This window comes from Bacillus sp. FSL K6-4563 (genome assembly GCF_038630405.1).
Taxonomy (GTDB): domain Bacteria; phylum Bacillota; class Bacilli; order Bacillales; family Bacillaceae; genus Bacillus; species Bacillus pumilus.
In genome coordinates, this window is the sequence record NZ_CP152030.1 from 1772804 (window position 1) to 1797732 (window position 24929).

Below are 24929 nucleotides of genomic sequence, written 5' to 3' on the forward strand. Positions count from 1 at the left end.
CTTTTGTTTAGTACACTTTATACGAGACAACATGAAGGAGGAAGAATTATGGATTTATGGGTTGTCATCCTTGTAGGCGTTGTTGCACTGCTTGCAGGAGTTGCACTCGGATTCTTTATTGCTCGTAAGTATATGATGAGCTACTTGAAAAAGAATCCACCAATTAATGAACAAATGCTTCGAATGATGATGATGCAAATGGGCATGAAACCGTCCCAGAAGAAAATCAATCAAATGATGAAAGCCATGAACAACCAAGCGAAATAATACGTACGATATTATGATCATAGATGGAACATGGTTATAAAGAATGGACAAGCGTTGTCCTTTCTTTATTGAATTCACCTTCATCAGACGCTTTAAAACCACTGTACTTGCCTAAATGAAGCAGGGAAGGTGGTTTTTATTTTGGCGTCAGCTTCCTGTAAAAAAACAAAAACCCCTGTTATCAGAGGTTTTTGTTTCGTTTATGGTCACACATATCAACTGTTCTAAAAATCGTGCAGCATGATAAATATCATGAGATATGATTAGTTGGCTGAGTTTGAGTGTAAGTGTCGTTGATATTGTAAGAGGAGATGATCTAGCTGCTGGCTATGTTCGATGGTCACTGTTGATGTCATCCCATTGTGCATCACAACTTTCATCAGCTCTTCTCTTTTTTCTTCGATTTGAGTTAATAATGATGTTTTTACCAAAGTCATGTTCCTTTCATGCAAATCTTGATAAAAAGAATCGATTCTATTATATCCATTTTCAGGTTTATTTTCAAATTTAAAGGATTCGTTATCTCGATGTCAAATTAAATTATATAAGGTTTTAAGAGAATAGACCATCTTTATTGAGAGGATGTAAAAAAAATGAAATGATTTTGTCATCTCTTATTGTATATTGTAAGAAGGGGGTGTTCTTTTGACAGATTTGAATTACTTTTTAGCTTTCGGAGCAGGATTCCTTTCTTTTATCTCACCGTGCTGTCTGCCGCTTTACCCAGCGTTTTTATCTTATATTACGGGCGTTAGTATGGATGAAGTGAAATCTGAGAAGGTGATGCTGAGAAGAAGAAGTCTGCTTCATACCTTATTCTTTTTAATTGGTTTCTCTATTATCTTTATTGCGATAGGCTTTGGGACATCGTTTGTTGGGAAGTTTTTTGATGATTACCATCAAGCGATTCGCCAGGTTGGAGCTATCCTCATTATTTTCTTTGGTTTTATGACGCTTGGTGTATTTCAGCCTTCTTTCCTCATGGGCGAAAAGAGAATGCAGTTCAAAAATCGTCCTGCTGGTTTTTTTGGATCGATTCTCATTGGAATGGGCTTTGCCGCTGGTTGGACACCTTGTACAGGACCTATTTTATCTGCCGTTATCGCACTTGCTAGTAACAATCCAGAGTCGGCTGTGCCTTATATGATTGCGTATGTATTTGGATTTGGCGTTCCATTTTTTGTTCTCTCCTTTTTCATTACGAAAATGGCGTGGATCAGAAAGCGTCAGCAGCTTATCATGAAAATAGGCGGGATCATTATGATTGTGGTAGGGCTATTGCTGTTCTTTGATCTTCTCACATGGATTATCATCATGTTCTCATCATTGTTTGGCGGATTTACAGGCTTTTGAAATCGTTTTCTACAGTCGCGGCGAATGGTTTTTTTTCGTCAATTGGAGTATATTATACATAGGCTGACCTTAAAGAATAAAGGAATGATTTGATATGATGGTCTTAATCTCTTCTATAATTGCAATATGTATGGCGGTAGCCGTCATGTTTATTCGCATTAAGTCATCTGCGAAACCGGCAACCGCAAAAAAAATTATATTACCTCCTATTTTTATGAGCACTGGTGCACTGATGTTTTTTGTTCCAATGTTTCAGGTAACTGGAGCTGAATTTCTTGAAGCGATCACAGTGGGGATGTTTTTCTCCATCTTTTTAATCAAAACATCAAAGTTTGAAATTATAGGGAACGAGATTTACTTAAAGCGGTCAAAAGCATTTGTGTTTATTCTCATTGGACTTCTTGTTCTTCGTATCGGGATGAAGACGATCCTGAGTTCTTCTATTGATTATGGCTCTCTAAGCGGAATGTTTTGGATACTTGCTTTTGGCATGATTGTACCTTGGCGCGTTGCTATGTATTTGTCGTTTAGAAAGATATCTAAGCAATTAGATCCGCAACAGGTTCAAATGAATTAAACCTCCTTTTTATAAGGAGGTTATAGATTGTTGACAAAGTGCTAAAATGATGTTTATTTTAGCACTTTGTCTTCTTTTCAGCGTGATAGAAAACCTTTGAAGTCTAGGAAGGGCGAGCACTGGCGTGCAGACCTGACAACGAATGCGAGGGTTTGTCTACACGCTTAAACCTCCTTTTATAAGGAGGTTATTTTAATAATGCTTCATATGGCGTATGATCGATGTTTTTTTCTTGAAGGCGCTTCAACAAAAACTTATGATCACGCTTTGGTGTAGCGATAATATAGCCGCGAATGATTAAGTCTAAATTAATGCTGGCAGCTTGTTCTTTTAAAGCCAGCTCGCCAATTTTTCCTGCAATTTTTTCTTTGGCGACATCTCTAAACAGCTCTGGAACAGGTAATACAAGTTCATTTAAAAGCTGTTTGTCTTCTTCCCGCCATAGGTGGAGGCTCTTTTGAATATAATCATCCTGCCAATCAAGCTCTGATTTCCCATCTTCCTTCGGCAATCGTTTTAAAAATTTGCGAAACATAAAAAAGCCACCGATTGCGAGTAATCCGATCATCACCGTGCCCCAAAATAAAATGAACCACAAAAACCAGCCGCTTAACATGCTCTCACCCCTTATACCTCTCGTCTCTCTATCTTATTTTACATGAAGACATGATAGAAGAAAATAACAAAAATGTATGTCTCTCATCTCTATGAACGCCTTTTTTCATTCATAACTGCCCATTTACTAGAAAGACCCAAACCATCTAGTAGAAAAAGAATACCTTATCATATAGCGACTCTACTATTTGGCCATGGTGGTTCGCAAAAGGTATTGACTTGACACGAACGGAAGAGAGCCCACCAAATGAAGGTGGGCTCTTAATGTTTGAAGTGCGGAATTTGAAAGGAAAATGCTCTGCTTGAATGGTCAGAACTTTTTTTAATTCTTATCGAAATGATTCTGTTTTCGTATTCTGTTTCAATCTCTTTGTCGTTCAAGTAAAAAGGGAGCATGACACTTTTTTCAATTGGCTGTTCGCCTTTATCATTTGGCTTTTTTACTGTGTAAGCGAGAGTGAGCTCATGTCCAGCGAAGGTCAGCTTTACATCAGCGATCGACAGGGTGGAGACATCAATCTCAATAATATAATCACGGCTTGTTTCATAAAGGTCAATTGGGAGGTGTTCATCATACCAGGCAAATGGATCATCCATTAAAACATTAAGCCAATCATCTATTTCTAGAAAATCAGAGGAATTCGATTGCTTTTCATTCTCCATAAACACTCCTCCATCACATCTCATAATAAATGATATGTTGAGAACTGAAATGTGTGAACGACCTAAAACATCCCGCTTTGCCACGGGATGAGAGGAGAATGTTTACATATCGTGATGAGAATTGTGCTTTTGTCTTGTATGGTTGCGGTTTTTCACTTTTTTACTGCCTGATAATGGCTCAGGCTGTCCGCCTTGATGCTCCTTAGGCGAGTTTTGACGGATGTCTTTCCCTGAGTTTTTATTCGTCATGATGCTTGCTCCTTTCTTATTGGTTTTTTTTACGTTTTTTATTGTTTTGTCTTTGTTCTTCTGTTAAAACGAGTTGGTCATCTTCAATGTAGCCTGCACCATTCCCTTGGCTTTTGGCTGCATTCATGCCGTCAATCACATGATTTGCTTTACGTTTTGTCATGTTCTATCACCTCAATTGTAGTATGAACCTGCCCTGCTTGGATTATGAAGAGTAATCATTTCCTAGTGATAAGATAAACTTATTGAATTTAATAAAAGCATTGTTATTTACTTATGTATGAATTTGTTTTAAGATGAAATTGTGAGAAAATTGTGGTGAAATACGACGATTTTTCTGAGAATTGAAATTGATCTTGATCATCAAAAGGGGGATTTTGGATATGTCGAAACAGCAGCAAGTCGCTAAACAAGACGCTTTTCAATCTAGAAAAACGTTTTCGACAAATGGGAAAACGTATCACTATTATTCGTTAGAAGCACTAGAGAAACAAGGAATCGGAAATGTTTCTAAGCTGCCTTATTCCATTAAGGTACTTTTAGAATCAGTGCTTCGCCAAGTAGACGGTAGAGTGATCAAAAAGGAACACGTTGAAAACTTGGCAAAATGGGGAACTGCCGAGGTCAAAGAAATTGATGTTCCATTTAAACCTTCTCGTGTTATTTTACAAGACTTCACGGGTGTACCAGCCGTCGTTGACCTTGCTTCATTAAGAAAAGCAATGGCAGATGTAGGTGGGGATCCGGATAAAATCAACCCTGAAATTCCAGTTGACCTTGTTATTGATCACTCAGTACAAGTTGATAAAGCTGGAACTGAAGATGCATTAAACATTAACATGGATTTAGAATTCGAACGTAACGCAGAGCGTTATAACTTCCTTAGCTGGGCAAAGAAAGCGTTTAATAACTATCAAGCTGTTCCGCCTGCAACAGGGATTGTTCACCAAGTAAACTTAGAGTACCTTGCAAGTGTTGTTCATGCGATTGAAGAAGATGGAGAGATCATCACTTACCCAGATACATTGGTTGGTACTGACTCTCATACAACCATGATCAACGGTATCGGCGTGCTTGGATGGGGCGTTGGCGGTATTGAAGCGGAAGCTGGTATGCTCGGTCAGCCTTCATACTTCCCAGTACCAGAAGTCATTGGTGCTAAATTAGTTGGAGAACTTCCAAACGGAACGACTGCAACTGACCTTGCACTAAAAGTGACACAAGTTCTGCGTGAAAAAGGCGTGGTCAACAAGTTCGTTGAGTTCTTCGGACCAGGTGTTGCACAGCTGCCGTTAGCGGATCGCGCAACGATTGCGAACATGGCGCCTGAATACGGGGCTACTTGCGGATTCTTCCCAGTAGATGAGGAAGCTCTTGCTTACCTTCGCCTTACTGGACGTGATGAAGAGCAAATTAATGTCGTTGAAGAATATTCTCGCGCAAATGGCTTATTCTATACGCCAGATGTAGAGGACCCAATTTTTACGGATGTTGTGGAAATTGATCTTTCTAAAATTGAATCAAACTTATCTGGTCCAAAGCGTCCACAAGATTTGATTCCACTTTCAGAAATGAAAGAGACGTTCCATCAGCACATCGAAAGCCCAGCCGGTAACCAAGGGTTTGGATTAGAAAAATCAGAGCTGGATAAACAAATTGAATTTGATCTAGCAAATGGTGAAAAAGCTGTGATGAAGACAGGTGCGATTGCGATTGCAGCGATTACGAGCTGTACGAATACATCAAACCCTTACGTCTTAATCGGAGCAGGTCTTGTTGCGAAGAAAGCAAGTGAGCTTGGCATGAAGGTGCCAAACTACGTGAAAACGTCACTAGCGCCAGGTTCTAAGGTTGTGACAGGATACCTCGTGAACTCAGGACTTCTTCCATACTTAAGAGACCTTGGATTTAACATCGTTGGGTATGGCTGTACAACATGTATCGGTAACTCAGGACCGCTTGCGCAAGAAATTGAGGATGCTGTCTCTGAAAATGATCTGCTGATCACTTCTGTTTTATCAGGTAACCGTAACTTTGAAGGACGTATCCATCCGCTTGTAAAAGGAAACTACCTCGCATCTCCACCATTAGTTGTGGCATATGCACTTGCTGGTACGGTCAATATCGATTTAACAAAAGACCCTATCGGTGTGGATAAAAACGGTGAGAACGTTTATTTCAATGACATTTGGCCATCAATGGACGAAATCAACAGTGTCGTGAAAAGCACAGTCACACCTGAACTCTTCCGTTCAGAGTATGAAACTGTATTTGACAGCAATGACCGCTGGAATGAAATTAAAACGACAGATGATGCTTTGTATAAATGGGATGAAAATTCCACATACATTGATAACCCGCCATTCTTTGAAAACTTATCAGTTGAGCCTGGTAAAGTTGAACCGCTTAAAGGCTTGCGCGTCGTTGCCAAGTTCGGTGACTCTGTGACAACTGACCATATTTCTCCTGCTGGAGCGATTGGTAAAGACACACCTGCGGGTAAATACTTGCAAGAAAGAGGCGTATCTCCTAGAGACTTTAACTCATATGGATCTCGCCGTGGTAACCACCATGTCATGATGAGAGGTACTTTTGCAAACATCCGTATTAAGAACCAAATCGCACCAGGAACAGAAGGCGGATATACAACGTACTGGCCAACTGGTGAAGTGACATCCATTTATGATGCATGCATGCGTTATAAAGAGGATGGCACAGGTCTTGCGATCTTAGCAGGTAAAGACTACGGAATGGGTTCTTCCCGTGACTGGGCTGCAAAAGGAACAAACCTTCTTGGAATTAAATTCGTTCTAGCTGAAAGCTTTGAGCGTATCCACAGAAGTAACCTTGTCTTCATGGGTGTACTTCCTTTACAGTTTAAAGACGGAGAAAGTGCAGAAACTTATGGACTAACAGGAACAGAAACATTTGAAGTTGAAGTTGATGAAACAGTTCGTCCACGTGATCTTGTCACTGTGAAAGCAATTGATACAGATGGCAATGAGAAAACATTTGAAGTGGTTGTTCGCTTTGACAGTGAAGTCGAAATTGACTACTATCGTCATGGTGGTATCCTTCAAATGGTACTTCGTGAAAAATTGGCAAGCAACTAATACTCATACAGCAAAGAAGAGAAGGCGCCTAGACAGCTTTCTCTTCTTTTTTAAAATAGTGGAGGATCAATCATGTGGAAAAAAGGAATAGCAAGCGCTGTTTTACTTGTATTGATTGGTTTACTTGTGTGGAATTTACTTGAACCAAAAGAGCCCGCAATCGGTCTTGAAAAAGGGGATCAAGCCCCTGATTTTGAACTTAAAACCCTTGATGGTCAAACGGCCTCGTTATCTGATTACAAAGGGAAAAAGGTGCTCGTCAATTTTTGGGCGACATGGTGTAAGCCATGCAGGACAGAAATGCCAGATCTAGACGCAATTAGAAGCGAATATGATCAGGTCGAAGTACTTGCAGTGAATTTAACGACCACTGAAAAAAGTGAAGATCATGTTGCAGCATTTGCAGATGAATTAAAACTGAGCTTTCCTATTTTATTGGATCAAAAAGGCATTCAAGCACGATATCAGGTGCTTTCATACCCAACAACATACATATTAGATGAAAAAGGACGCATCATGTCTGTGAAGCATCAAATGCTGACAAAAAAAGAAATTGAGCAAGAGCTGGATCTATAATGATTCAGCTTTTTTTGCTTATTTTCTAAATGTTTTGGCGAAAATGAAATACAAACACTGGAGGTGAGTACAATGAGAAGAAGAAAACGACGTACATTTGAAGAGCTTGTACTTGAAAATAAAAAAGAATTATTAAGCAATGAGGAATTTTTAAACCAGCTTGAAGAAAAGTTGGAAGAGCGTTTTAGACAGAAATAAGTTATGAATTATCCTTTTTCGTTCATCCTAAAGAGGAGGGAGGGATGAATGATGGGTAGAGAGCATGATAAACAAGCGCAGTTTACACCAGACCATTTAGGGACAAAACCTGTAGCATACAAACGCAATAAAGGTAAAAAGATGCATAATAAATCAAATGAACAGCCTGATGTGATCCAGACGAAGGGCGAATAAGGAGGGAATCAAGATGAATGGAAAGTCATATCAATCCAATCCAGATGATCGTTCTGATAATGTTGAAAAGCTGCAAGATATGATTGAAAACACCCTTGACAATATCGATGAATCTGAAGCAGCGATGGCCCTTTCGACAGATCAAGAAAAACAGATGATTAAGCAAAAAAATGAAAATCGAAAAATGAGCATAGATGCGATGCGTTCTGAAATCAAGGACGAAGAAGCAGCAAGAAAAAATAGCTATACTGAATAAACCAGGGATCCCTGGTTTATTTTTATTGCCTCCTTTTAGAAGAACCATTTCGATTGTGGTAAAATGGCAGAGATCTTAGGTTTTGATAGGAGAGCGATGAAAACGTGTATGTATCTAAAAAAGAAATAGAAGTCCGTTATGCAGAAACAGATCAAATGGGCATTGTGTATCATGCCAATTATTTAATCTGGATGGAAGTCGGCAGAACAGCACTGATTAAAGAATTAGGATTTTCCTATGCGCAGCTAGAAGCAGACGGCGCTCTTGCACCCGTTATAGATTTGCAGGTGAAATATAAAAAACCACTCCTGTACGGTGAAACAGCGACCGTTCATACTTGGATTGAAGAATACAATGGACTCAAAACGGTGTATGGCTACGAAATTCAAAAGCCTGATGGACAAACAGCGATTACAGGGACAACCTCGCATATTTGTGTAGACAAAGACACCTTTAGACCTATTCAATTTAGAAAAGCATTTCCTGCCTGGCACAAAGTATATGAACAGTCGAAGAAGCAGGTTTAACTTATGGCGTTTGGTCTTAAAAGAAGCGATCTAAATGCGTGGAAATCAGCTGTTCAGCAGGGAAAAATGGCCTTTTTAACCCATTATTGGCTTGATGACCGTTTCCCGCATGCTAATACCGTCACTAAAGCAGCCTGTCAGGATATGAAGCAGTTAATTAAGTGGGGAGAAAAGCATGGACTTAAAAAAGAATGGATTCATGACCGCGCAGGGTTTCCTCACTTTGACTTGATCGGTGAACCACAAAAAAGAATCCTGCAACAGGAGCGGTCTTTAGGAAACATTCAGGAGTTTGGGCTATATATTGAAGGATAAAACAAAAAAGATACCCGAGGGATGAGGTATCTTTTTTGTTTATTCATAATGAAATTCTGGTTCTTTTACAGACTCGTTATAATCAATATGCAGATCATGGTTGTCAAAATACCAAATATCACTTTCTTCCACGAAGAAAGTAATACCTTCTATTTTAGCGGTTGCGCCGGCATTTTGAGGTTCATCTTTTGCGACGCCGAGAGAAAAGCCTTTTTGTACATTACTGCACCCGCCATATCTCACAAAAAAGCGAACTTGATCACCTTTTTCTAAATCTAATTCATCCTTGTACCAATTAAGTGCATCTTCTTTTATCGTTAATTTCAATGTGATCGCCCCTTTTTGAAGTCATGCTGTTTTTTAAAATGCAGGATGCAAAAAACAGCTTTTCTTTACTTTTACCACAGAATGAAACTTATGAAACGGCTAGAGCCATTTGATTTTCGGTTCAGTTTTGTTGAGGATTCGTTTGAGGTTGGCGATGTGTCTGTAGATCACAAAACCAGCAAGAACGGCAACAACAATGATTAAGAATACGTCTTTGGTGAATATGCTGTAAATGAATGTATAGATGCCGGTCAGCATAGATGATAATGAAACATATTTACTAATGTATAAAAATAAGAAAAAAGCAGCGATCATCGTGATAAATAAGAATGGGGCATAAAATAATAACACGCCGCCAGATGTAGCGACTGCTTTTCCCCCTTTAAATTTTGCAAAGATAGGAAAGCTGTGACCGATAACAGCAGCAACCCCTACTAATAAGGGATGAATGTCCAGTTGCATGAAAAACGGTAAAGCAGAAGCTAGAGTCCCCTTTAAAATATCAGCAGAAATAACGATAGACCCTGCTTTTACGCCAAGCGTACGAAATGCATTCGTCGCACCTAGGTTGCCGCTGCCATGTTCACGGATATCAATCCCCTTTGCAGCTTTCCCGACAATGAGACCGGATGGAATACTGCCGAGAAGATAAGCCAAAATAAACATCAAAGCAATTAACATCTGCATAACTCCTTTATATTCTCCCTCTTGTCTTACATTTTAACATGATCTTATGAAAAACATGGGGATCTTTTTTTGAAAAAATCAAAAGCAGATGGATTCAGCTTTGTTTTTAAGCAGAAGTTCGCTAAAATAGAGGAAAAGGGGTGTTTGGATGAATCATCCTTCGAAACAAGAAATTGGCCGCATATTAAAAAGCAGTAAACGAATTGCTGTTGTTGGTTTATCAGATCAACCGCACCGAACGTCATATATGGTGTCTAAAGCGATGCAGGATGCCGGTTATGAGATCATTCCGGTGAATCCAACGATCGATGAAGCACTTGGTGTGAAAGCAGTCGCTTCACTAAAAGATATCAAAGAGCCTGTTGATATCGTGAATGTTTTTAGACGTTCAGAGTTTTTGCCCGAGGTAGCAGAAGAATTTCTTGAAATAGACGCACCTGTTTTTTGGGCGCAACAAGGCATTTATCACGAAGAAGCGAAAAGGCTGATTGAGGAAAATGGCAAGGTCGCCATCATGGATGTATGTATCAAGGTGGCTCATGCAATGACAAAAACTCATTAAATCGTCAAAAATCCTTGGTTTTCAAGGATTTTTGCTTTTTTGTTACAGAAATATATTTGCGATTCTAGAAGAAAGCGATAAAATAAGGCGACAGGGACATATCGGTGATCTTGCATAACAAGAAAAAGAGCGATAAGATTAAAATAGAACATTTGTTCCGTTTTGTAAAAATCATCATATGATTGCATTTGGCTTATCAAACAGTCTTGTTTATAATGGACTTCTAGTTCTCATTGCAGAATGTAGAACTTTCTCATAGCCGTGCAAAGGAGCATGTTTTGTTGAACCATACATGCATGGTGATGATGCAGCTTATTAAAGTGGACAGTAATGAGCAGCATGATCATCATTAAATCTAGAGAGATCATTTGATGGTTTGCCGGTTATGTTTGTTAGTGAAAGGGGATTAAGCATTTGGTTAAAAAGCAGCAAGTAGATTATAACGATGATTCTATTCAGGTGCTAGAGGGACTTGAAGCGGTCCGTAAACGTCCAGGGATGTATATTGGGTCAACGGATTCACGCGGTCTTCATCACCTTGTCTATGAGATTGTAGACAACTCTGTCGATGAAGTACTCGCTGGCCATGGAGATCATATCGTTGTCAAAATACATAAAGATAATAGCATTTCCGTCCAGGATAAAGGACGCGGGATGCCTACTGGTATGCATAAGCTTGGAAAACCGACACCTGAGATCATTTTAACAGTCCTTCACGCAGGCGGAAAATTTGGTCAAGGCGGATATAAAACAAGTGGTGGGCTTCACGGAGTTGGGGCATCTGTTGTAAACGCGCTGTCAGAGTGGCTTACTGTCACAATTGAACGTGATGGCTTTATTTATCATCAGCGCTTTGAAAACGGCGGAAAGCCTGCCACATCACTTGAAAAAGTCGGAAAAACGAAAAAAACCGGGACATTGATTCATTTTAAACCAGATCGATCTATGTTCAGCGTTACAACCTATAATTTCGATACGTTATCAGAACGTTTAAGAGAATCTGCCTTTTTATTAAAAGGATTAAAAATAGAGCTGATTGATGAACGACATGATGTACAAGAAACCTTTTATTATGAGACAGGCATTGAAGCCTTCGTTGCTTATTTAAATGAAGAAAAAGATGTTCTGAGTGAAGTGGTCTCATTTGAAGGAGAGCATCAATCCATCGAAGTAGACTTTGCATTTCAATTCAATGACGGCTACTCGGAAAATATTCTTTCTTTCGTCAATAACGTGAGAACAAAAGATGGCGGTACGCATGAGTCTGGTGCCAAAACGGCGATGACAAGAGCCTTTAATGAATATGCGCGCAAAGTAGCCCTTTTAAAAGAAAAAGACAAAAATTTAGAGGGCACTGATATTCGCGAAGGTCTGTCAGCTATAATTTCTGTCAGAATTCCTGAAGAACTGCTTCAATTTGAAGGCCAGACAAAAGGAAAGCTTGGGACAAGTGAGGCTCGCTCAGCTGTTGATGCTGTTATTTCTGAAAAGCTGGCTTATTTCCTTGAAGAAAACCGTGAAACAGCGACTCTTCTTGTGAGAAAAGCGATTAAAGCACAGCAGGCAAGAGAAGCTGCTAGAAGAGCACGTGAAGAAGCAAGGAGCGGCAAGAAACGGAAAAAGTCCGAAGCAACGCTGAGCGGAAAATTAACACCTGCTCAATCTAGAAACCCCGCAAGAAATGAATTGTACCTAGTAGAGGGCGACTCTGCGGGCGGGTCAGCAAAACAAGGACGTGACCGTAAATTCCAAGCGGTGCTGCCGCTTCGTGGAAAGGTCATTAACACAGAAAAAGCGAAACTTGCTGATATTTTCAAAAATGAAGAAATCAACACCATTATTCATGCGATCGGTGGAGGCGTCGGTGTCGATTTTAATGTAGAAGACATCAATTATGACAAAATCGTAATCATGACAGATGCTGATACAGATGGAGCGCATATTCAAGTGCTTCTGCTCACATTCTTCTACCGCTATATGAAGCCGCTGATTGAGCATGGCAAAGTGTTTATTGCACTACCGCCTTTATATAAAGTCAGCAAAGGCTCAGGAAAAAAAGAAGTTATTGAGTACGCATGGTCTGATGAAGAAATGGATGACGTACTGAAGAAAGTTGGAAAAGGGTACACGATTCAGCGCTATAAAGGTTTAGGTGAAATGAACGCCGACCAGCTATGGGAAACGACAATGAATCCAGAATCGAGAACACTTGTCAGGGTTAAAATCGACGATGCTGCACGTGTGGAACGCCGCGTCACGACATTGATGGGTGACAAAGTAGAACCACGTCGTAAATGGATTGAAAAGAATGTCGCCTTTGGACTTGATGAGGAAAGCAACATTCTTGAAAATGAAAACTTGTCGCTAGCTGAGGAGGTTTAAACATGGCACAACAAGAACGATTTCATGATTTACCATTAGAAGAAGTAATCGGAGACCGGTTTGGTCGCTATAGTAAATATATTATCCAAGACCGCGCGCTTCCAGATGCGCGAGATGGACTAAAGCCTGTACAACGAAGAATTTTATATGCGATGTACGCAGAAGGCAACACGCAAGATAAAAACTTCCGTAAAGCCGCGAAAACAGTAGGTAACGTGATTGGTAACTATCATCCACACGGTGACTCATCTGTTTATGAAGCGATGGTGAGAATGAGTCAGGATTGGAAAGTACGGAATGTGCTCATTGAGATGCATGGAAATAACGGGAGTATCGATGGTGATCCGCCTGCTGCCATGCGTTATACGGAAGCAAGGCTATCTGCGATTGCTTCAGAGCTATTAAAGGACTTAGACAAGGAAACGGTCGAGTTTGTCGCAAACTTTGATGATACAAGCAAGGAACCCGTTGTTTTACCAGCAATGTTTCCAAACCTTCTCGTGAATGGATCAACAGGGATTTCTGCTGGTTATGCCACTGATATCCCGCCGCATCATCTAGGAGAAGTGATTGATGGTGTCATTAAACGAATCGAACAGCCGCATTGTACGGTTGAGGACTTAATGACGGTCATCAAAGGTCCAGATTTCCCAACAGGCGGTATCATTCAAGGGGTAGACGGCATTAAGAAGGCTTATGAAACAGGCAAAGGAAAGATTATGATTCGCGGAAAAGCGGAGATTGAAACCATCCGCGGCGGGCGCCAGCAAATCGTGATCACAGAGATTCCTTATGAAGTGAATAAAGCCAACCTTGTCAAAAAGATGGACGAGTTCCGAATTGAAAGAAAAGTGGAAGGAATTTCAGAGGTTCGAGACGAGACTGACCGGACTGGGCTTCGAATCGTAGTTGAGCTGAAAAAAGAAGCAGATGCAAATGGTGTTTTGAATTTCTTATATAAAAACTCAGATCTGCAAATCCCGTATAACTTTAATATGGTGGCGATACATAATCGTAGACCAACCTTAATGACGCTGACAACTATACTTGATGCATATATTGCTCATCAAAAAGAAGTGGTGACGAATCGCTCAGCATATGAGCTTCGAAAAGCGAAGGAACGCCACCATATTGTAGACGGATTAATTAAGGCGCTATCCATCTTAGATGAAGTCATTGCCACAATCCGCTCTTCTAATGATAAGCGAGATGCGAAAAACAACTTGATGGATAAATATGACTTTACAGAAGCGCAATCAGAAGCGATTGTTTCCCTCCAGTTATATCGTTTAACGAATACGGATATTACGCAATTAAGAGACGAAGCAAGTGAGCTTGATGTGCGTATAGCAGAACTTGAAGACATTTTAGGTAACGAGAAAAAGCTGCTAAAGGTCATTACAAACAGTTTGAAAAAGCTCAAAAAGACATATGCTGATGAGAGACGATCTGTCATTGAGGAAAAAATCGAAGAAATTAAGATTAACCTAGAAGTGATGATTGCCTCAGAGGATGTTTACGTCACGGTGACGAAGGATGGGTACATCAAACGGACAAGCCAGCGCTCCTATGCTGCATCTAACGGTAAGGACTTTGGCATGAAGGATACAGACCGCCTGATTCATCAGTTTGAAATGAATACAACGGATGTCCTCCTATTGTTCACGAATAAAGGGAGCTACATTTATTGTCCTGTGCATCAGCTGCCAGACATACGATGGAAAGACATGGGGCAGCATATCACGAATATCATTTCAATTGATCGTGATGAATCCATCCAAAAAGCCATTCCAATTAAAGAATTTGATGAAACATCGTATCTGCTGTTCTTTACAAAAGGCGGAATGGTGAAGAAAACAGAGCTTCTGCAATATAAAGCGCAGCGCTATTCGAAACCGCTTGTCGCCTTGAACCTAAAAGGGAACGATGAACTCGTGGATGTCCATGTGACAACAGGACAGCAGGAATTGTTTATTGCGACGAAAAATGGCTACGGATTGTGGTTTGATGAAGAAGAAGTAAGTGTTGTTGGTCCGAGAGCGGCTGGTGTCAAAGGAATCAACTTGAAGGACGGGGACGAAGTAGTCTCTGGCCAGATCATTGATCCGAAAAACGATGTCCTTGTGCTGACGACACAAAGAGGGGCTGTGAAGCGAATGAACCTCTCTGAATTTGATAAAACATCTAGAGCCAAACGCGGAGTTCTGATGCTAAGAGAATTAAAGAAAAACCCGCATCGTATTGTGGCTGTCATTGCTGCATCACTGCACGACACACTTGAAATGGATACAGAGAAGGGTGCAACGATTCCGCTTGATATCTCTACTCTCAGAGCGAATGACCGTTATAGCAATGGATCATTTATTGTAGATGAGGAAGAGCAGGGAGAAGTAACGCATGTCCTTGTCACACCTCAACCTGCACCAGATGACAATAAATAAGCAAACGAAAACCCCCTGCGATAAACAGGGGGTTTCTTTTATATACGGGTCATTTAGCTCTCGTGGCTGCCAAACATGTTTGTAATGGCGTGCACTACTTCAATTCCTTGGTAGACGAAAAGAGAAAGTGAAGTGACAGAGAATAGACCTAGAATGAATACTCTTAAGAAAAATAACATCGTGTAAAACCTCCCAATTTTTGTTTTGATTTAGATGGTTGGGTTAAACACGAGATAGTCGGAAATAAGAAGATTGATAGAACACTGCAAGTAAATGCTTCTTTTTCCGGTCATATTGATCAGTATGAGTGATGCGTGCAAATCCAGCTGTCATACTGCCAATCATCAGCAGTACTGTAAATGCGGCAAATACTGCGCTCACATGTTTTTGTTTCTTTTCATCGCCCATTGTCTGAGCGATTTTCATCTCATGTGATTCTTGATCGGCAACCACCTTTGCATGATGGTATACCTGAACGGAATGAGGCATTGAGAACAAATGAAAACTTGCAAGTGCTATGAATAAGACAGCTAATTTTAGCAGCATATTTTTTTTCATTTATCTCACCCCTTCCTGTTTATTTTCATGATCTTATCACGTTTTCTGTTATTTGAAAAGTCTTATTTTTTTACTTTCCCTCTTTAAAAAAGCGATAAACATCAGGACATTTATAGGACTGTTTCACTTCATGAAAGGTTTCAATTTTATTTTTTAAATTTAAAAAAGTGCCATGATCGAGGATCAGACACTTTTAGTGAACTTGTGATGTACGCGGTTTTGCGACAGCTTTTGTAAAGATTCCTGCAATACATATGGCGAATAACACAAAAATAAAGGCATGAAGCAGTCCTACTTGATTGGCAAGCAGCCCTAATATAGGCGGCCCAGAAAGAGAGGCGGTGTAACCTGATAAGGTCACAATGCTGACGCGTTTGACGGCGTAGCGGCTATCATCACCAGCTGCCGAAATGGTTAGCGGGAAGCCTAAAGAAGCGCCAAGTCCCCATAAAAAGATGGATATCATACACACTACGAGTGAAATTTTTAAAATGACTAACAAGAGTCCGGCAGCTGCTGAAAAAATAGCGACTCTTAGCAATAACACCCTGCCAAATCGATCAATTAAACGTCCGCTGATCAGTCGTCCACTAATCATCCCGCACAAAAATAAAGCATAGATGACGGTACTCATGGAATGTGAAACCTGGTACCCATCTACCATCGCAAGGGGAATCCAATCATTTGCAGAGCCTTCTACAAATGCAAGACATAAGGCGATCATCGCAAGAGATATCGTCCGTTTGTTCAGCCATGCCGCATGAGAACTATCAGTTGTATCTGACTGAGACTGCTTCTCATGCTGATCCATTCCAGTCCCATGCGGAATATACCGGGTACAAATTAGGATGCTGAGAAAGAAGAGAAGGGCAATGACAAGTAAATGAATCAACACAGAGACCCCTAGATGAATAAAAAGAATGCCAGCACCTGCTCCAATTAAAGTGCCAATGCTAAAGGAAGCGTGCAATATAGGCAAAATGGTTTTCTTAATCCTGTATTCAATTTCTGTCCCTTCTAGGTTCATCGCCACATTGCACATCCCTGAGCCTGCTCCAAAAAGAAATAGTCCGGCCGTGACGACAAAGATAGAAGAGAGGGTCGAACCAATAGCAAGAGTGGTGAATCCAAGAAACATCAAAAAAGCACTAATCACAATTGCCAATCGTCCGCCTTTTTTTCGAACAAATACATTTGAAAGAACAAGCCCAACAATTGAACCAACGGATAATCCGAGTAAAATGAGTCCCATCGTTCCTGTATTGGCTTGTAATAAATCTCTCACTTCTGGTGTCCGTGAAAACCATGTGGAAATGGAAATACCAGACATCGTGAAAATGATGATGATTGCTTTATACCACTTTAATTCCATGTAATCCCTCACATTTAAAGATGTATCTGTTACTGAACAAATCTACTCGATTATAAATGAGACGGGTCGATTCGTAAATAACTTATGGCAGGAACATGGCCAATTCTATTCAAAAGAAATCATGCCTTCACAAATTCTTCTGAAGAGAAGGTAAAATAAAGAAAAAGGGGAGGAGAGGATCAATATGAAAAGTGAGAAGGAAAAAATGATCCAAGGAAAACATCATGTATCTAGTGACCAAACCTTGATCGCAGATCGTGAAAGAGCGAGACAATTGACCTTTGCATACCAGCAAACCAATCAGCCAGAAAAAAGAACAGCCATTTTATTAAAGGAATTATTAGGCGCTTGCGGAAATGAGGTCGATTTGAACCAATAGAACGTGCAAAAGGCATTGAATTTGGCAAGCCAGTCACCATTGGAAACCACGTCTGGATTGGCGGCGGTGTTATTATTAATCCAGGTGTCACCATTGGCGATTGTGACAAAAAGTGTTCCAGCAAACGTCGTGGTTGGCGGAAATCCTGCAAAATCATGAAATATCTAGATGAATCAAAATCTGGCGAATAAGCGAAGGATTTTGATTTTTTCTTTTTTGTCTCAATAAGATAAGTATACTTAGATTTGAGACATGAAAAATGTATTTGTTGTTTAACTTCCTAGAATATATATTATGTAAACTAAAAAAGAGAATACATATGTACAGCGAAGTAAACACGGATCCATTGCTTTTTTATGCTCTTCTTCTTTATGTAAATGTATACAATGATTCTTATCTAATTTTATCTCCATTTAATTTCAAAACCTCTACAACCTTCTCAATAAATTAATTCGGTCGTAGAGGTCGGGCTTTTTGAGCTTCTTGCTTAGTTAATGATATGTTTATTCTGAATGAACTTTTCTAACTGAATATTTAATTCTAAAATATTGACTCGAGGCTCTCCAAAAAGACCTAATTGGCGATCTTTTTGATTCTTTTTGATAAGAGCAATTAGTTGATCCGGAGCAATGCCTGTTGCTTTAAAAATTCTTGGCACCTGTAATTCAGCTGCCTCTGGTGACAAATCAGGATCTAATCCAGAACCTGAAGTGGTAATTAAATCAGGTGGAATTTTGCTGCCTATATTTCTATTCTCGCCCCTTAACTGCTCTATATTTTTTTCTGCTTTTTTTATATATTCCTTTGATGCAACAGCAGAATTTGTGGCAGCTGAAGCAGTTGGATCATACTTAGCAGCTGATAGTCTTGGATGAAACCATTGAGCTCCTTTAAAATCCTGAGCTAATAATTCTGAACCTTCTACCTTTCCATTATGAATGACAAGGCTTCCTTCCGCTTGTTTATGAAATAAAACTTGAGCTACCCCTGTTGTAGCCAAAGGATAAACCAACCCACATAGTATCATAAAAACTATTGATGTACGTAATGCGATTATAATTGATTTCAATGGTGTTCTCCTCCACTTTCTTTTTAGGCAAGATGCAATGCGGATACAATGACATCAATCATTTTAATACCAATGAAGGGTACAATAACCCCGCCAAGTCCATAGATTAATAAATTTCTAAACAGAAGCCTATTTCCGTCCATTGCTTTATACTTTGCCCCCTTCATCGCAACAGGAATAAGAAGAGGAATAATGATAGCGTTAAAAATTAAAGCAGAAAGCAGTGCTGAATTTGGTGATGTTAAATGCATAATGTTAAGTGATTGTAACTGCGGGATTGTCATAATAAATAGAGCTGGAATGATGGCAAAGTATTTAGCAATATCATTAGAGATAGAAAAAGTTGTTAAAGCTCCTCTCGTAATGAGTAGTTGCTTCCCAATAGCAATAACAGATAAGAGTTTTGTCGGATCTGAATCTAAATCAATCATGTTGGCTGCTTCTTTTGCGGCCATCGTTCCAGAGTTCATCGCAACCCCTACATCTGCCTGTGCTAATGCTGGTGCATCATTAGTCCCATCACCTGTCATCGCAACAAGTTTACCTTGTGTTTGTGCCCTTTTAATCGCTTCTATTTTATCTTCTGGTATAGCTTCTGCTATAAATTCATCTACACCAGCTTCTTTTGCAATTGTTGCTGCAGTTAATGGATTATCTCCTGTACACATAATTGTTTTGATTCCCATGCCTCGCAGTTCTTCAAAACGTTCTTTTAGTCCTGGTTTTACCGTATCTTTCAGATAAATAATTCCGTATATCTTATTATTAATAGCGACTGCTAAAGGTGTTCCTCCTGCTTTTGCAACCCTATTAGATATTTCCTCAAAGTCAACAGGTATGCTTCCGTCATTTTCAATGATATATTTCTTGATTGAATCTACTGCGCCTTTTCTAATAACTGTTCCATTCATTAGATTTAGGCCAGACATTCTTGTTTCTGCTGTAAATTTGATGATCTCTGCATTACTGTAATCTTCGTTCCAATTAACTCCTAATTTATTAGAAAGTTCTACTATTGACCTTCCTTCAGGAGTCTCATCTTTAACAGATGCTTTTAGAGCTGCTAAAGTAACTTCCTCTTTGGTAACATTAACTACAGGGACAAAATCACTCGCCATACGATTTCCAAAGGTAATTGTTCCTGTTTTATCTAATATCATGGTATCTATATCACCAGCAGCTTCTACTGCTTTACCTGACATAGCCAATACATTAAATTGAGTGACACGGTTCATTCCTGCAATTCCAATGGCAGAGAGTAAGCCACCAATTGTAGTAGGAATGAGACAAACGAGGAGTACTATTAATGTTGTTACATCAAGTTTGACTTTTAAATAATCTGCGATCGGAACAAGCGTCATCATAACCACTAAAAAAATTAAGGTTAATACCGTTAAAAGTGTTGTAAGCGCAATTTCATTAGGTGTTTTTTGACGAGTTGCTCCTTCTACTAAAGAAATCATTCGATCGAGAAATGATTCACCAGGATCTGCTTGTATTTTCACAATGATGTAATCTGAAACGACCCTTGTTCCTCCTGTTACCGAGGAGAAGTCACCACCAGCTTCTTTAATGACAGGTGCAGATTCACCTGTAATAGCTGATTCATCAATAGATGCTAACCCTTGAATGATTTCACCGTCAGAAGGAATAATATCCCCAGTATCTACCCGTACAATATCTCCTTTATGTAAAGAAGTAGATGGCATCTCCTGATAGCTTCCGTCTTTTTGTCTTACTTTTGCCAATGTTTCTGATTTTGTTTTCCTTAATGTATCTGCTTGTGCTTTACCTCGCCCTTCTGCAAGAGCTTCTGCAAAATTAGCAAATAGTACTGTAAATAAAAGAACAAGAAATACAGCAATATTGTAACCATGTCCGACGTTACTTTCGCCAAAGATGTTAGGGTTAAAAGATAAAATCAGCGTAATGAAAGTTCCTACTTCTACTACAAACATGACGGGATTTTTGATCATAACCAATGGATTTAACTTTTTAAATGCATCTATACTTGCTTGAAACATAACATTTTTTGAAACAACTTTTTTCTCAATTGCCACGAGGCATCCTCCTTATTTGTTTTGTTGCTTGTCTGTTGCATTACTGAAACATTCCTAAATGTTCTGCTATTGGCCCTAGTGCTAGTGTCGGGAAAAATGTAAGAGCTCCGACAACCAGAATGACTACTAATAGAATAATAGTAAACATGGGTGTATCTGTACGAAATGTTCCTGAAGTTGTCGCAACAATCTTCTTAGTAGCTAATGAACCTGCAATGGCTAGCATTGCTATAATGGCAATATATCTTCCGAATAAAATAACTAAACCGATAGCTATATTATAAAAATCAGTGTTAGAGGTAAGACCACCAAAAGCTGATCCATTATTAGCTGCACCTGATGTAAAAGCATATAATACTTCTGATATCCCGTGGAAACCTGGGTTTAATATTGATGAAACTGGTCCTGAGAGCGATAAAGCAATTGCTGTAGGAACTAGGATAAGAATTGGGTGAATTAAGATAGCGATTGAAGCTAATTTGATTTCTTTAGCTTCAATCTTTTTTCCTAAAAACTCTGGTGTACGCCCTACCATAAGCCCACAAATAAAAACTGTTAGTATGACGTATAGCAATCCATTTAATAGTCCTACTCCTTTACCTCCGAATATGTTATTTAACATCATCTGAGCCAATGGAACAAGCCCGCCTATAGGCGTTAAAGAATCATGCATGTTGTTTACTGAACCAGTTGTTGCTGCTGTTGTAACTGCGGTAAACAAAGCAGATTCTGATATACCAAAACGAACTTCTTTGCCTTCCATATTCCCATCAATACCCAAATGATTTAAAGCGGGCGTCCCATTATATTCGGCAATAAACACAACAGAAAGGAACACGATAAACATCATGCTCATTGTGGCAAATATAGTGAAACCTTGCTTTTTGTTTTTTACCATAACTCCAAATGCATATACTAAAGCAGTAGGAAGCAGCATCATAGATAAAATGTGAACAAAGTTTGTTAATGGCGTTGGATTTTCAAATGGATGTGCTGCATTTGTTCCAAAGTATCCACCACCATTAGTTCCAATGTGTTTAATAGACTCTAAAGCTGCTACGGGACCTCTTGTTATAATTTGGGTAATTCCTTCAAGAGTTGTAGCATGAACCGCACCATGAAGTGTCTGAGGTACTCCTTGAAATACTAAGAATAAAGCAACAATAAAAGATAAAGGCAAGAACACACGGATGATAGAACGAACAAGATCGACGTAGAAGTTGCCAAGGTTATCTTGACGACCTATTAAACCGCGTATAAATGCAATGGCTACAGCAAATCCTGTAGCAGCTGATGTAAACATAGGGAAAGTAACAGCTATCATCTGTGATAAGTATGACAGTGAATTTTCCCCACTATACGCTTGCCAGTTTGTATTGGTAATGAAAGAAGCGGCTGTGTTAAATGCTAATCCAGAAGACATATTCTCTATACCGTCCGGATTTAAAGGCAAGTATTTTTGTAATCTGAAAACTCCATACATCAACATCATCATGATAAAATTAGAAAGCAGAACAGCAAAGACGTATTTTTTCCACCCCATACGGTCTTTTTCGTTAACTCCAATAAAACGATAGATGACACGTTCCACTGGTCCGAAAAATTGATTCAATCTTGTTTCTTCATAGTTAAATACTTTTACAAGGTAGAGACCAACTGGCTTTACTAATAGCCCAATAATGAGTAAGGTGACCGCTACCTGTATAAGTCCCATCGACATTTGTATTTCCTCCTATTTGCTGCTCTTTAATTTTTAATATTTAGAATTTTTCGGGTTTAATCAGCACATATAACAAGTAAATGATCATAACTAATCCAATTATTGCAGGTATAAACATATTATTATCCTCCTTATTCTTTCTCACAAAACAACGTAAAACACCAGAAAAGAACAAAGGATACTATAAAAAAACTCATTGTTATTAAGTCATTCATCGTTTTTTCTCTCCATTCATTTACTAATTGCATCGCAATTTTAGTTTCTACACCGTTTGACTTTCTTATGAAATTCATATCGTTCATCAAATATAAACCTAGTCTCCTACTTATTGGATTGATCGAAAGTAGACAAATTTTATATTTACGCTTACTTCCTACAAAACTTGAAATAAGCCTAAGAATAAAAAATAGACCAATGCTTACTTATCTCCCTGTGAAATGGTAAAGAAACAAATAGGTATCTATAACTATGCCTTTGAAGTTAAAGACATAGAATTCCTATCCTTCTCTTAACAATTCCAACTGTGGAAGAAAAGTACTCATTGGTCTACCTAATGCCTAGCTAGCGTTAAGCTCTCCCTGCATTCTGTCTCCCTGTTCTTTTCTTAAGATACAGTTTTATATCAATTTTAAACAAATAAAAAAGACCCACAAAACATGATTCAATAAATATTTTACTGCAAAAGCAATAGAATATCCGTTGAATTAATAGGCGGTCTGTTGACCTCCTTCGCTTTAGCCGACGAAGTTAGCTGACGGGTAGGATGGCGAAAGAGTCATCTCATCCCTTCTACAATCTGTAGAATTAACCCCAATTAATTGGTTCCTCCGTTCCTGAATATTCAGGACTAGGCCGATATATGTTTAATTTAATGAATGGTTTGATTATACGATTATAAATTTTACTTGTAAAGAGACATTTCCAAAAAAATTATTTAGTTATGGTCTTTCTTTTTCATTAATCACCAATAAACTTATGTTAGGCTTCTCTTCTATATCCCCCTCCCTTATTAAATAAAAAATCTTCTTTACAATTCCAGTATCATTAATTATGATAATTGATGTTTTAACAAATGAATGAACTTAAATCGCTAAATCTTGATTGTAAGAGCGGGGGAACCAGAATAAAATGGAACTGATTCATTTTAGGGGTGAATCTCATCATTTTGAGTAGGGCAACTCTCATGCCCGAATCCGGCAGCTAACCTCGTAAGCGTTTGAAGAGAATTGTTCCTATTTGCTTATAGGCTAGTGAATTCCTAGATTTGTTGGTCTAATAGAAATCCTCTTCTCGGTTTTTTTGTTTTATTACGACAGAAAGAATTATTCGGAGGGAAAATTATGGGACAATCTAAGAAAAAGTTAGAAACTGAACTCAGCGAGGCTTTTATTAAATTTCAACGAGAATTAATTGGTCGAGGACCTCGAGAGGCAAAAACTTATATTGTAGAGGATATGATTCTTTTACGCTTTAAAGGTGTTTTGACTGTTGAGGAAGAACACCTTGTTACCCATGATATAGGTAAAGGTCTTGTGAAGAAGATGAGACAGGTCCTTAGGGAAATGTATAGTGAAGATTTTAAGGCAATTGTGGAAAAGCATACAGGGTGTAATGTATTATCTAGCCATAGTGATACTAGTACAAAAACTGGTGAACGAATTGAAGTATTTGTGATGAATCAGAATATTTCGAAGTTACTTAATAATATTGAGTAACACTTACCTACTATGTGAGGTTGTTTTTAGTATTAACTTTTATAGTAGTAATCTAAGTTCATTCTAGCGCTTGTAGTTGCATTTAAAACTTGAGATTCATTAAAAGACCAAAGAGTATGGGGACTGAACCCCGTTATGGTATTTTAAAAGAACTGAATTTTCTAGGTGTGAACTGAGGTAATTTCTCAATCAAGTCACATGATCTCAAAAAAATGCCGCTTTTATAGCGACATTTTCTGAGATCACTTCATTTATTTACAAGAGGAGATGTAATTATGCTTTTGGAATTGCCCCTATTTGTTGGAGCAAGCCAAGCATATCGGGTTGACCATACTCTTCAATAATTTGACCATTAGAGATCCGATAAAAATTCATTGCATTTACTTCAATTTTCTTTTTCGTTGGTGGAAACCCGAGAAACTCTCCGTCTTGTGTGCCCTTCATGACAAAATGAGCTGCTATTAGATTCCCTTCTGCTACCAACTCCTTAACAGTCCATTGTATATCAGAAAAACCAGATCTCATCATATGAATTATGGAGAGATAACCACTTGGACCATTCATTGGTTCTTTTTGCATAGGTACATAAAAAACAGCATCTGGAGCAATTAATTCTTCAGCAAGTTCTTTGCTTGCCGTATTAATGAAGTTCGTGAAACGATCCATCAATTGTTTGTTTTCTGTAATCGTCATATTTAAACCCCTTTCTATTTTCGTGAGCATATGCCTTCACTTAAATTTTATCTCTACTTT

Annotated in this window: 29 protein-coding genes, 1 pseudogene and 2 riboswitches; of the genes and pseudogenes, 16 read left to right on the top strand and 14 right to left on the bottom strand. The window is 38.9% G+C overall.

Annotated features, from left to right (window positions below; all coding sequences use genetic code 11):
• Positions 1-48: 48 nt before the first annotated feature.
• Positions 49-267, top strand: coding sequence for a YneF family protein (locus MHH54_RS08790; protein ID WP_003212379.1), 219 nt, complete (start codon positions 49-51; stop codon positions 265-267).
• A 263-nt stretch (positions 268-530) separates the two neighbouring features.
• Here MHH54_RS08790 and MHH54_RS08795 read toward each other — a convergent pair whose 3' ends face one another.
• Complete coding sequence (locus MHH54_RS08795) at positions 531-698, bottom strand: aspartyl-phosphate phosphatase Spo0E family protein (protein ID WP_003211291.1); 168 nt, start codon at positions 696-698, stop codon at positions 531-533.
• A gap of 214 nt (positions 699-912) precedes the next feature.
• Between MHH54_RS08795 and MHH54_RS08800 the strand changes: the two genes are divergently transcribed.
• Together MHH54_RS08800 and MHH54_RS08805 are read left to right on the top strand one after the other, a co-directional pair.
• The gene (locus tag MHH54_RS08800; RefSeq protein ID WP_065097365.1) at positions 913-1620 is read left to right on the top strand and encodes a cytochrome c biogenesis protein CcdA; all 708 of its coding nucleotides are present in this window, start codon (positions 913-915) and stop codon (positions 1618-1620) included.
• Positions 1621-1714: 94 nt separating this feature from the next.
• A complete protein-coding gene (locus tag MHH54_RS08805) occupies positions 1715-2197 on the top strand; it encodes a CcdC protein domain-containing protein (RefSeq protein ID WP_342500874.1) in 483 nt (160 codons plus the stop codon).
• A gap of 187 nt (positions 2198-2384) precedes the next feature.
• On the opposite strand, the gene MHH54_RS08810 is transcribed toward MHH54_RS08805, so the two are convergent.
• From MHH54_RS08810 to sspO, 4 genes are all read right to left on the bottom strand, one after another.
• Positions 2385-2813, bottom strand: a complete 429-nt coding sequence (locus MHH54_RS08810) for a DUF2621 domain-containing protein (RefSeq protein WP_342500875.1) — start codon at positions 2811-2813, stop codon at positions 2385-2387.
• Between the two features lie 260 nt (positions 2814-3073).
• Entirely contained in the window at positions 3074-3475 is a 402-nt protein-coding gene (locus MHH54_RS08815; protein WP_342500876.1) for an Hsp20/alpha crystallin family protein, read from the bottom strand.
• Between the two features lie 102 nt (positions 3476-3577).
• Positions 3578-3724, bottom strand: a complete 147-nt coding sequence (locus MHH54_RS08820) for a small acid-soluble spore protein P (RefSeq protein WP_044141403.1) — start codon at positions 3722-3724, stop codon at positions 3578-3580.
• A 16-nt stretch (positions 3725-3740) separates the two neighbouring features.
• Entirely contained in the window at positions 3741-3887 is a 147-nt protein-coding gene (gene sspO, locus MHH54_RS08825) for a small acid-soluble spore protein O (RefSeq protein ID WP_034660777.1), read from the bottom strand.
• A gap of 220 nt (positions 3888-4107) precedes the next feature.
• Between sspO and acnA the strand changes: the two genes are divergently transcribed.
• The 7 genes from acnA to MHH54_RS08860 all read left to right on the top strand — a co-directional run bounded on the left by acnA (position 4108) and on the right by MHH54_RS08860 (position 8904).
• Positions 4108-6837: an aconitate hydratase AcnA gene (gene acnA / locus MHH54_RS08830; RefSeq protein WP_342500877.1), complete on the top strand. Its 2730-nt coding sequence runs from the start codon at positions 4108-4110 to the stop codon at positions 6835-6837.
• Between the two features lie 72 nt (positions 6838-6909).
• Entirely contained in the window at positions 6910-7413 is a 504-nt protein-coding gene (locus MHH54_RS08835) for a TlpA disulfide reductase family protein (protein WP_050944895.1), read from the top strand.
• 48 nt (positions 7414-7461) lie between these two features.
• Positions 7462-7611, top strand: a complete 150-nt coding sequence (locus tag MHH54_RS08840; protein ID WP_223251180.1) for an FbpB family small basic protein — start codon at positions 7462-7464, stop codon at positions 7609-7611.
• A gap of 51 nt (positions 7612-7662) precedes the next feature.
• Positions 7663-7806, top strand: coding sequence for an acid-soluble spore protein N (locus MHH54_RS08845; RefSeq protein ID WP_008357830.1), 144 nt, complete (start codon positions 7663-7665; stop codon positions 7804-7806).
• Positions 7807-7819: 13 nt separating this feature from the next.
• Entirely contained in the window at positions 7820-8062 is a 243-nt protein-coding gene (tlp, locus tag MHH54_RS08850) for a small acid-soluble spore protein Tlp (RefSeq protein WP_342500878.1), read from the top strand.
• 104 nt (positions 8063-8166) lie between these two features.
• Positions 8167-8589, top strand: coding sequence for a thioesterase family protein (locus MHH54_RS08855; RefSeq protein ID WP_003211985.1), 423 nt, complete (start codon positions 8167-8169; stop codon positions 8587-8589).
• 3 nt (positions 8590-8592) lie between these two features.
• A complete protein-coding gene (locus MHH54_RS08860; protein WP_342500879.1) occupies positions 8593-8904 on the top strand; it encodes a hypothetical protein in 312 nt (103 codons plus the stop codon).
• A 39-nt stretch (positions 8905-8943) separates the two neighbouring features.
• Here the strand turns inward: MHH54_RS08860 and MHH54_RS08865 are convergent, their stop codons facing one another.
• Together MHH54_RS08865 and plsY are read right to left on the bottom strand one after the other, a co-directional pair.
• A complete protein-coding gene (locus tag MHH54_RS08865) occupies positions 8944-9231 on the bottom strand; it encodes a HesB/YadR/YfhF family protein (RefSeq protein WP_342500880.1) in 288 nt (95 codons plus the stop codon).
• A gap of 99 nt (positions 9232-9330) precedes the next feature.
• Positions 9331-9912, bottom strand: a complete 582-nt coding sequence (gene plsY / locus MHH54_RS08870; protein ID WP_003212462.1) for a glycerol-3-phosphate 1-O-acyltransferase PlsY — start codon at positions 9910-9912, stop codon at positions 9331-9333.
• Between the two features lie 154 nt (positions 9913-10066).
• Between plsY and MHH54_RS08875 the strand changes: the two genes are divergently transcribed.
• The 3 genes from MHH54_RS08875 to parC all read left to right on the top strand — a co-directional run bounded on the left by MHH54_RS08875 (position 10067) and on the right by parC (position 15303).
• Positions 10067-10480 (top strand): CoA-binding protein, encoded by a 414-nt coding sequence (locus tag MHH54_RS08875; protein ID WP_050944892.1) that lies wholly within the window; start codon positions 10067-10069, stop codon positions 10478-10480.
• A 414-nt stretch (positions 10481-10894) separates the two neighbouring features.
• On the top strand, positions 10895-12862 hold the full coding sequence (gene parE, locus MHH54_RS08880; RefSeq protein WP_095117801.1) for a DNA topoisomerase IV subunit B: 1968 nt from the start codon (positions 10895-10897) through the stop codon (positions 12860-12862).
• A 2-nt stretch (positions 12863-12864) separates the two neighbouring features.
• Positions 12865-15303 (top strand): DNA topoisomerase IV subunit A, encoded by a 2439-nt coding sequence (gene parC / locus MHH54_RS08885; protein ID WP_003212124.1) that lies wholly within the window; start codon positions 12865-12867, stop codon positions 15301-15303.
• A gap of 53 nt (positions 15304-15356) precedes the next feature.
• Here parC and MHH54_RS08890 read toward each other — a convergent pair whose 3' ends face one another.
• The 3 genes from MHH54_RS08890 to MHH54_RS08900 form a co-directional block, all read right to left on the bottom strand.
• Positions 15357-15482 carry a hypothetical protein gene (locus MHH54_RS08890; RefSeq protein WP_003210976.1) on the bottom strand — a complete coding sequence of 42 codons (126 nt, stop codon included), beginning with the start codon at positions 15480-15482 and terminating at the stop codon, positions 15357-15359.
• 43 nt (positions 15483-15525) lie between these two features.
• On the bottom strand, positions 15526-15861 hold the full coding sequence (locus MHH54_RS08895) for a hypothetical protein (RefSeq protein WP_003210975.1): 336 nt from the start codon (positions 15859-15861) through the stop codon (positions 15526-15528).
• A gap of 193 nt (positions 15862-16054) precedes the next feature.
• A complete protein-coding gene (locus MHH54_RS08900) occupies positions 16055-17233 on the bottom strand; it encodes an MFS transporter (protein WP_106028888.1) in 1179 nt (392 codons plus the stop codon).
• 205 nt (positions 17234-17438) lie between these two features.
• On the opposite strand from MHH54_RS08900, the gene MHH54_RS08905 reads away from it, so the two are divergent.
• Together MHH54_RS08905 and MHH54_RS08910 are read left to right on the top strand one after the other, a co-directional pair.
• Positions 17439-17612, top strand: coding sequence for a maltose acetyltransferase domain-containing protein (locus tag MHH54_RS08905; RefSeq protein ID WP_262983093.1), 174 nt, complete (start codon positions 17439-17441; stop codon positions 17610-17612).
• Positions 17603-17771, top strand: a pseudogene (locus MHH54_RS08910) (acetyltransferase); the annotation flags it as partial. The gene MHH54_RS08905 and the pseudogene MHH54_RS08910, both read left to right, overlap by 10 nt.
• 328 nt (positions 17772-18099) lie before the next feature.
• Here the strand turns inward: MHH54_RS08910 and kdpC are convergent.
• The 3 genes from kdpC to kdpA are packed head-to-tail and all read right to left on the bottom strand — an operon-like array spanning position 18100 to position 22455.
• Positions 18100-18681, bottom strand: coding sequence for a potassium-transporting ATPase subunit KdpC (gene kdpC, locus MHH54_RS08915; protein ID WP_268493784.1), 582 nt, complete (start codon positions 18679-18681; stop codon positions 18100-18102).
• Positions 18682-18704: 23 nt separating this feature from the next.
• Positions 18705-20741 (bottom strand): potassium-transporting ATPase subunit KdpB, encoded by a 2037-nt coding sequence (kdpB, locus tag MHH54_RS08920; protein WP_223251369.1) that lies wholly within the window; start codon positions 20739-20741, stop codon positions 18705-18707.
• 40 nt (positions 20742-20781) lie between these two features.
• Positions 20782-22455, bottom strand: a complete 1674-nt coding sequence (gene kdpA / locus MHH54_RS08925; RefSeq protein WP_106032609.1) for a potassium-transporting ATPase subunit KdpA — start codon at positions 22453-22455, stop codon at positions 20782-20784.
• Positions 22456-23182: 727 nt separating this feature from the next.
• A riboswitch (cyclic di-AMP (ydaO/yuaA leader) is annotated at positions 23183-23325 on the bottom strand.
• Positions 23326-23539: 214 nt separating this feature from the next.
• Positions 23540-23692: riboswitch (cyclic di-AMP (ydaO/yuaA leader) on the top strand.
• A 106-nt stretch (positions 23693-23798) separates the two neighbouring features.
• Here kdpA and MHH54_RS08930 point away from each other — a divergent pair.
• Positions 23799-24176, top strand: a complete 378-nt coding sequence (locus MHH54_RS08930; RefSeq protein WP_106032502.1) for a DUF2294 domain-containing protein — start codon at positions 23799-23801, stop codon at positions 24174-24176.
• A 273-nt stretch (positions 24177-24449) separates the two neighbouring features.
• Here MHH54_RS08930 and MHH54_RS08935 read toward each other — a convergent pair whose 3' ends face one another.
• Positions 24450-24869 (bottom strand): ester cyclase, encoded by a 420-nt coding sequence (locus MHH54_RS08935; protein WP_106032503.1) that lies wholly within the window; start codon positions 24867-24869, stop codon positions 24450-24452.
• Positions 24870-24929: the final 60 nt, after the last annotated feature.

What these genes read in the sequence shown, in the direction of transcription:
- MHH54_RS08835 (WP_050944895.1), top strand. Translation starts at nt 6,910, where the DNA reads ATGTGGAAAAAAGGAATAGCAAGCGCTGTTTTACTTGTATTGATTGGT.
- MHH54_RS08805 (WP_342500874.1), top strand. Translation starts at nt 1,715, where the DNA reads ATGATGGTCTTAATCTCTTCTATAATTGCAATATGTATGGCGGTAGCC.
- MHH54_RS08890 (WP_003210976.1), bottom strand. Translation starts at nt 15,482, where the DNA reads ATGTTATTTTTCTTAAGAGTATTCATTCTAGGTCTATTCTCTGTCACT.
- kdpA (WP_106032609.1), bottom strand. Translation starts at nt 22,455, where the DNA reads ATGGGACTTATACAGGTAGCGGTCACCTTACTCATTATTGGGCTATTA.
- MHH54_RS08845 (WP_008357830.1), top strand. Translation starts at nt 7,663, where the DNA reads ATGGGTAGAGAGCATGATAAACAAGCGCAGTTTACACCAGACCATTTA.
- MHH54_RS08905 (WP_262983093.1), top strand. Translation starts at nt 17,439, where the DNA reads ATGATCCAAGGAAAACATCATGTATCTAGTGACCAAACCTTGATCGCA.
- MHH54_RS08900 (WP_106028888.1), bottom strand. Translation starts at nt 17,233, where the DNA reads ATGGAATTAAAGTGGTATAAAGCAATCATCATCATTTTCACGATGTCT.
- MHH54_RS08860 (WP_342500879.1), top strand. Translation starts at nt 8,593, where the DNA reads ATGGCGTTTGGTCTTAAAAGAAGCGATCTAAATGCGTGGAAATCAGCT.
- MHH54_RS08790 (WP_003212379.1), top strand. Translation starts at nt 49, where the DNA reads ATGGATTTATGGGTTGTCATCCTTGTAGGCGTTGTTGCACTGCTTGCA.
- MHH54_RS08895 (WP_003210975.1), bottom strand. Translation starts at nt 15,861, where the DNA reads ATGAAAAAAAATATGCTGCTAAAATTAGCTGTCTTATTCATAGCACTT.
- acnA (WP_342500877.1), top strand. Translation starts at nt 4,108, where the DNA reads ATGTCGAAACAGCAGCAAGTCGCTAAACAAGACGCTTTTCAATCTAGA.
- MHH54_RS08815 (WP_342500876.1), bottom strand. Translation starts at nt 3,475, where the DNA reads ATGGAGAATGAAAAGCAATCGAATTCCTCTGATTTTCTAGAAATAGAT.
- parC (WP_003212124.1), top strand. Translation starts at nt 12,865, where the DNA reads ATGGCACAACAAGAACGATTTCATGATTTACCATTAGAAGAAGTAATC.
- MHH54_RS08935 (WP_106032503.1), bottom strand. Translation starts at nt 24,869, where the DNA reads ATGACGATTACAGAAAACAAACAATTGATGGATCGTTTCACGAACTTC.
- MHH54_RS08820 (WP_044141403.1), bottom strand. Translation starts at nt 3,724, where the DNA reads ATGACGAATAAAAACTCAGGGAAAGACATCCGTCAAAACTCGCCTAAG.
- sspO (WP_034660777.1), bottom strand. Translation starts at nt 3,887, where the DNA reads ATGACAAAACGTAAAGCAAATCATGTGATTGACGGCATGAATGCAGCC.
- plsY (WP_003212462.1), bottom strand. Translation starts at nt 9,912, where the DNA reads ATGTTAATTGCTTTGATGTTTATTTTGGCTTATCTTCTCGGCAGTATT.
- MHH54_RS08875 (WP_050944892.1), top strand. Translation starts at nt 10,067, where the DNA reads ATGAATCATCCTTCGAAACAAGAAATTGGCCGCATATTAAAAAGCAGT.
- MHH54_RS08810 (WP_342500875.1), bottom strand. Translation starts at nt 2,813, where the DNA reads ATGTTAAGCGGCTGGTTTTTGTGGTTCATTTTATTTTGGGGCACGGTG.
- tlp (WP_342500878.1), top strand. Translation starts at nt 7,820, where the DNA reads ATGAATGGAAAGTCATATCAATCCAATCCAGATGATCGTTCTGATAAT.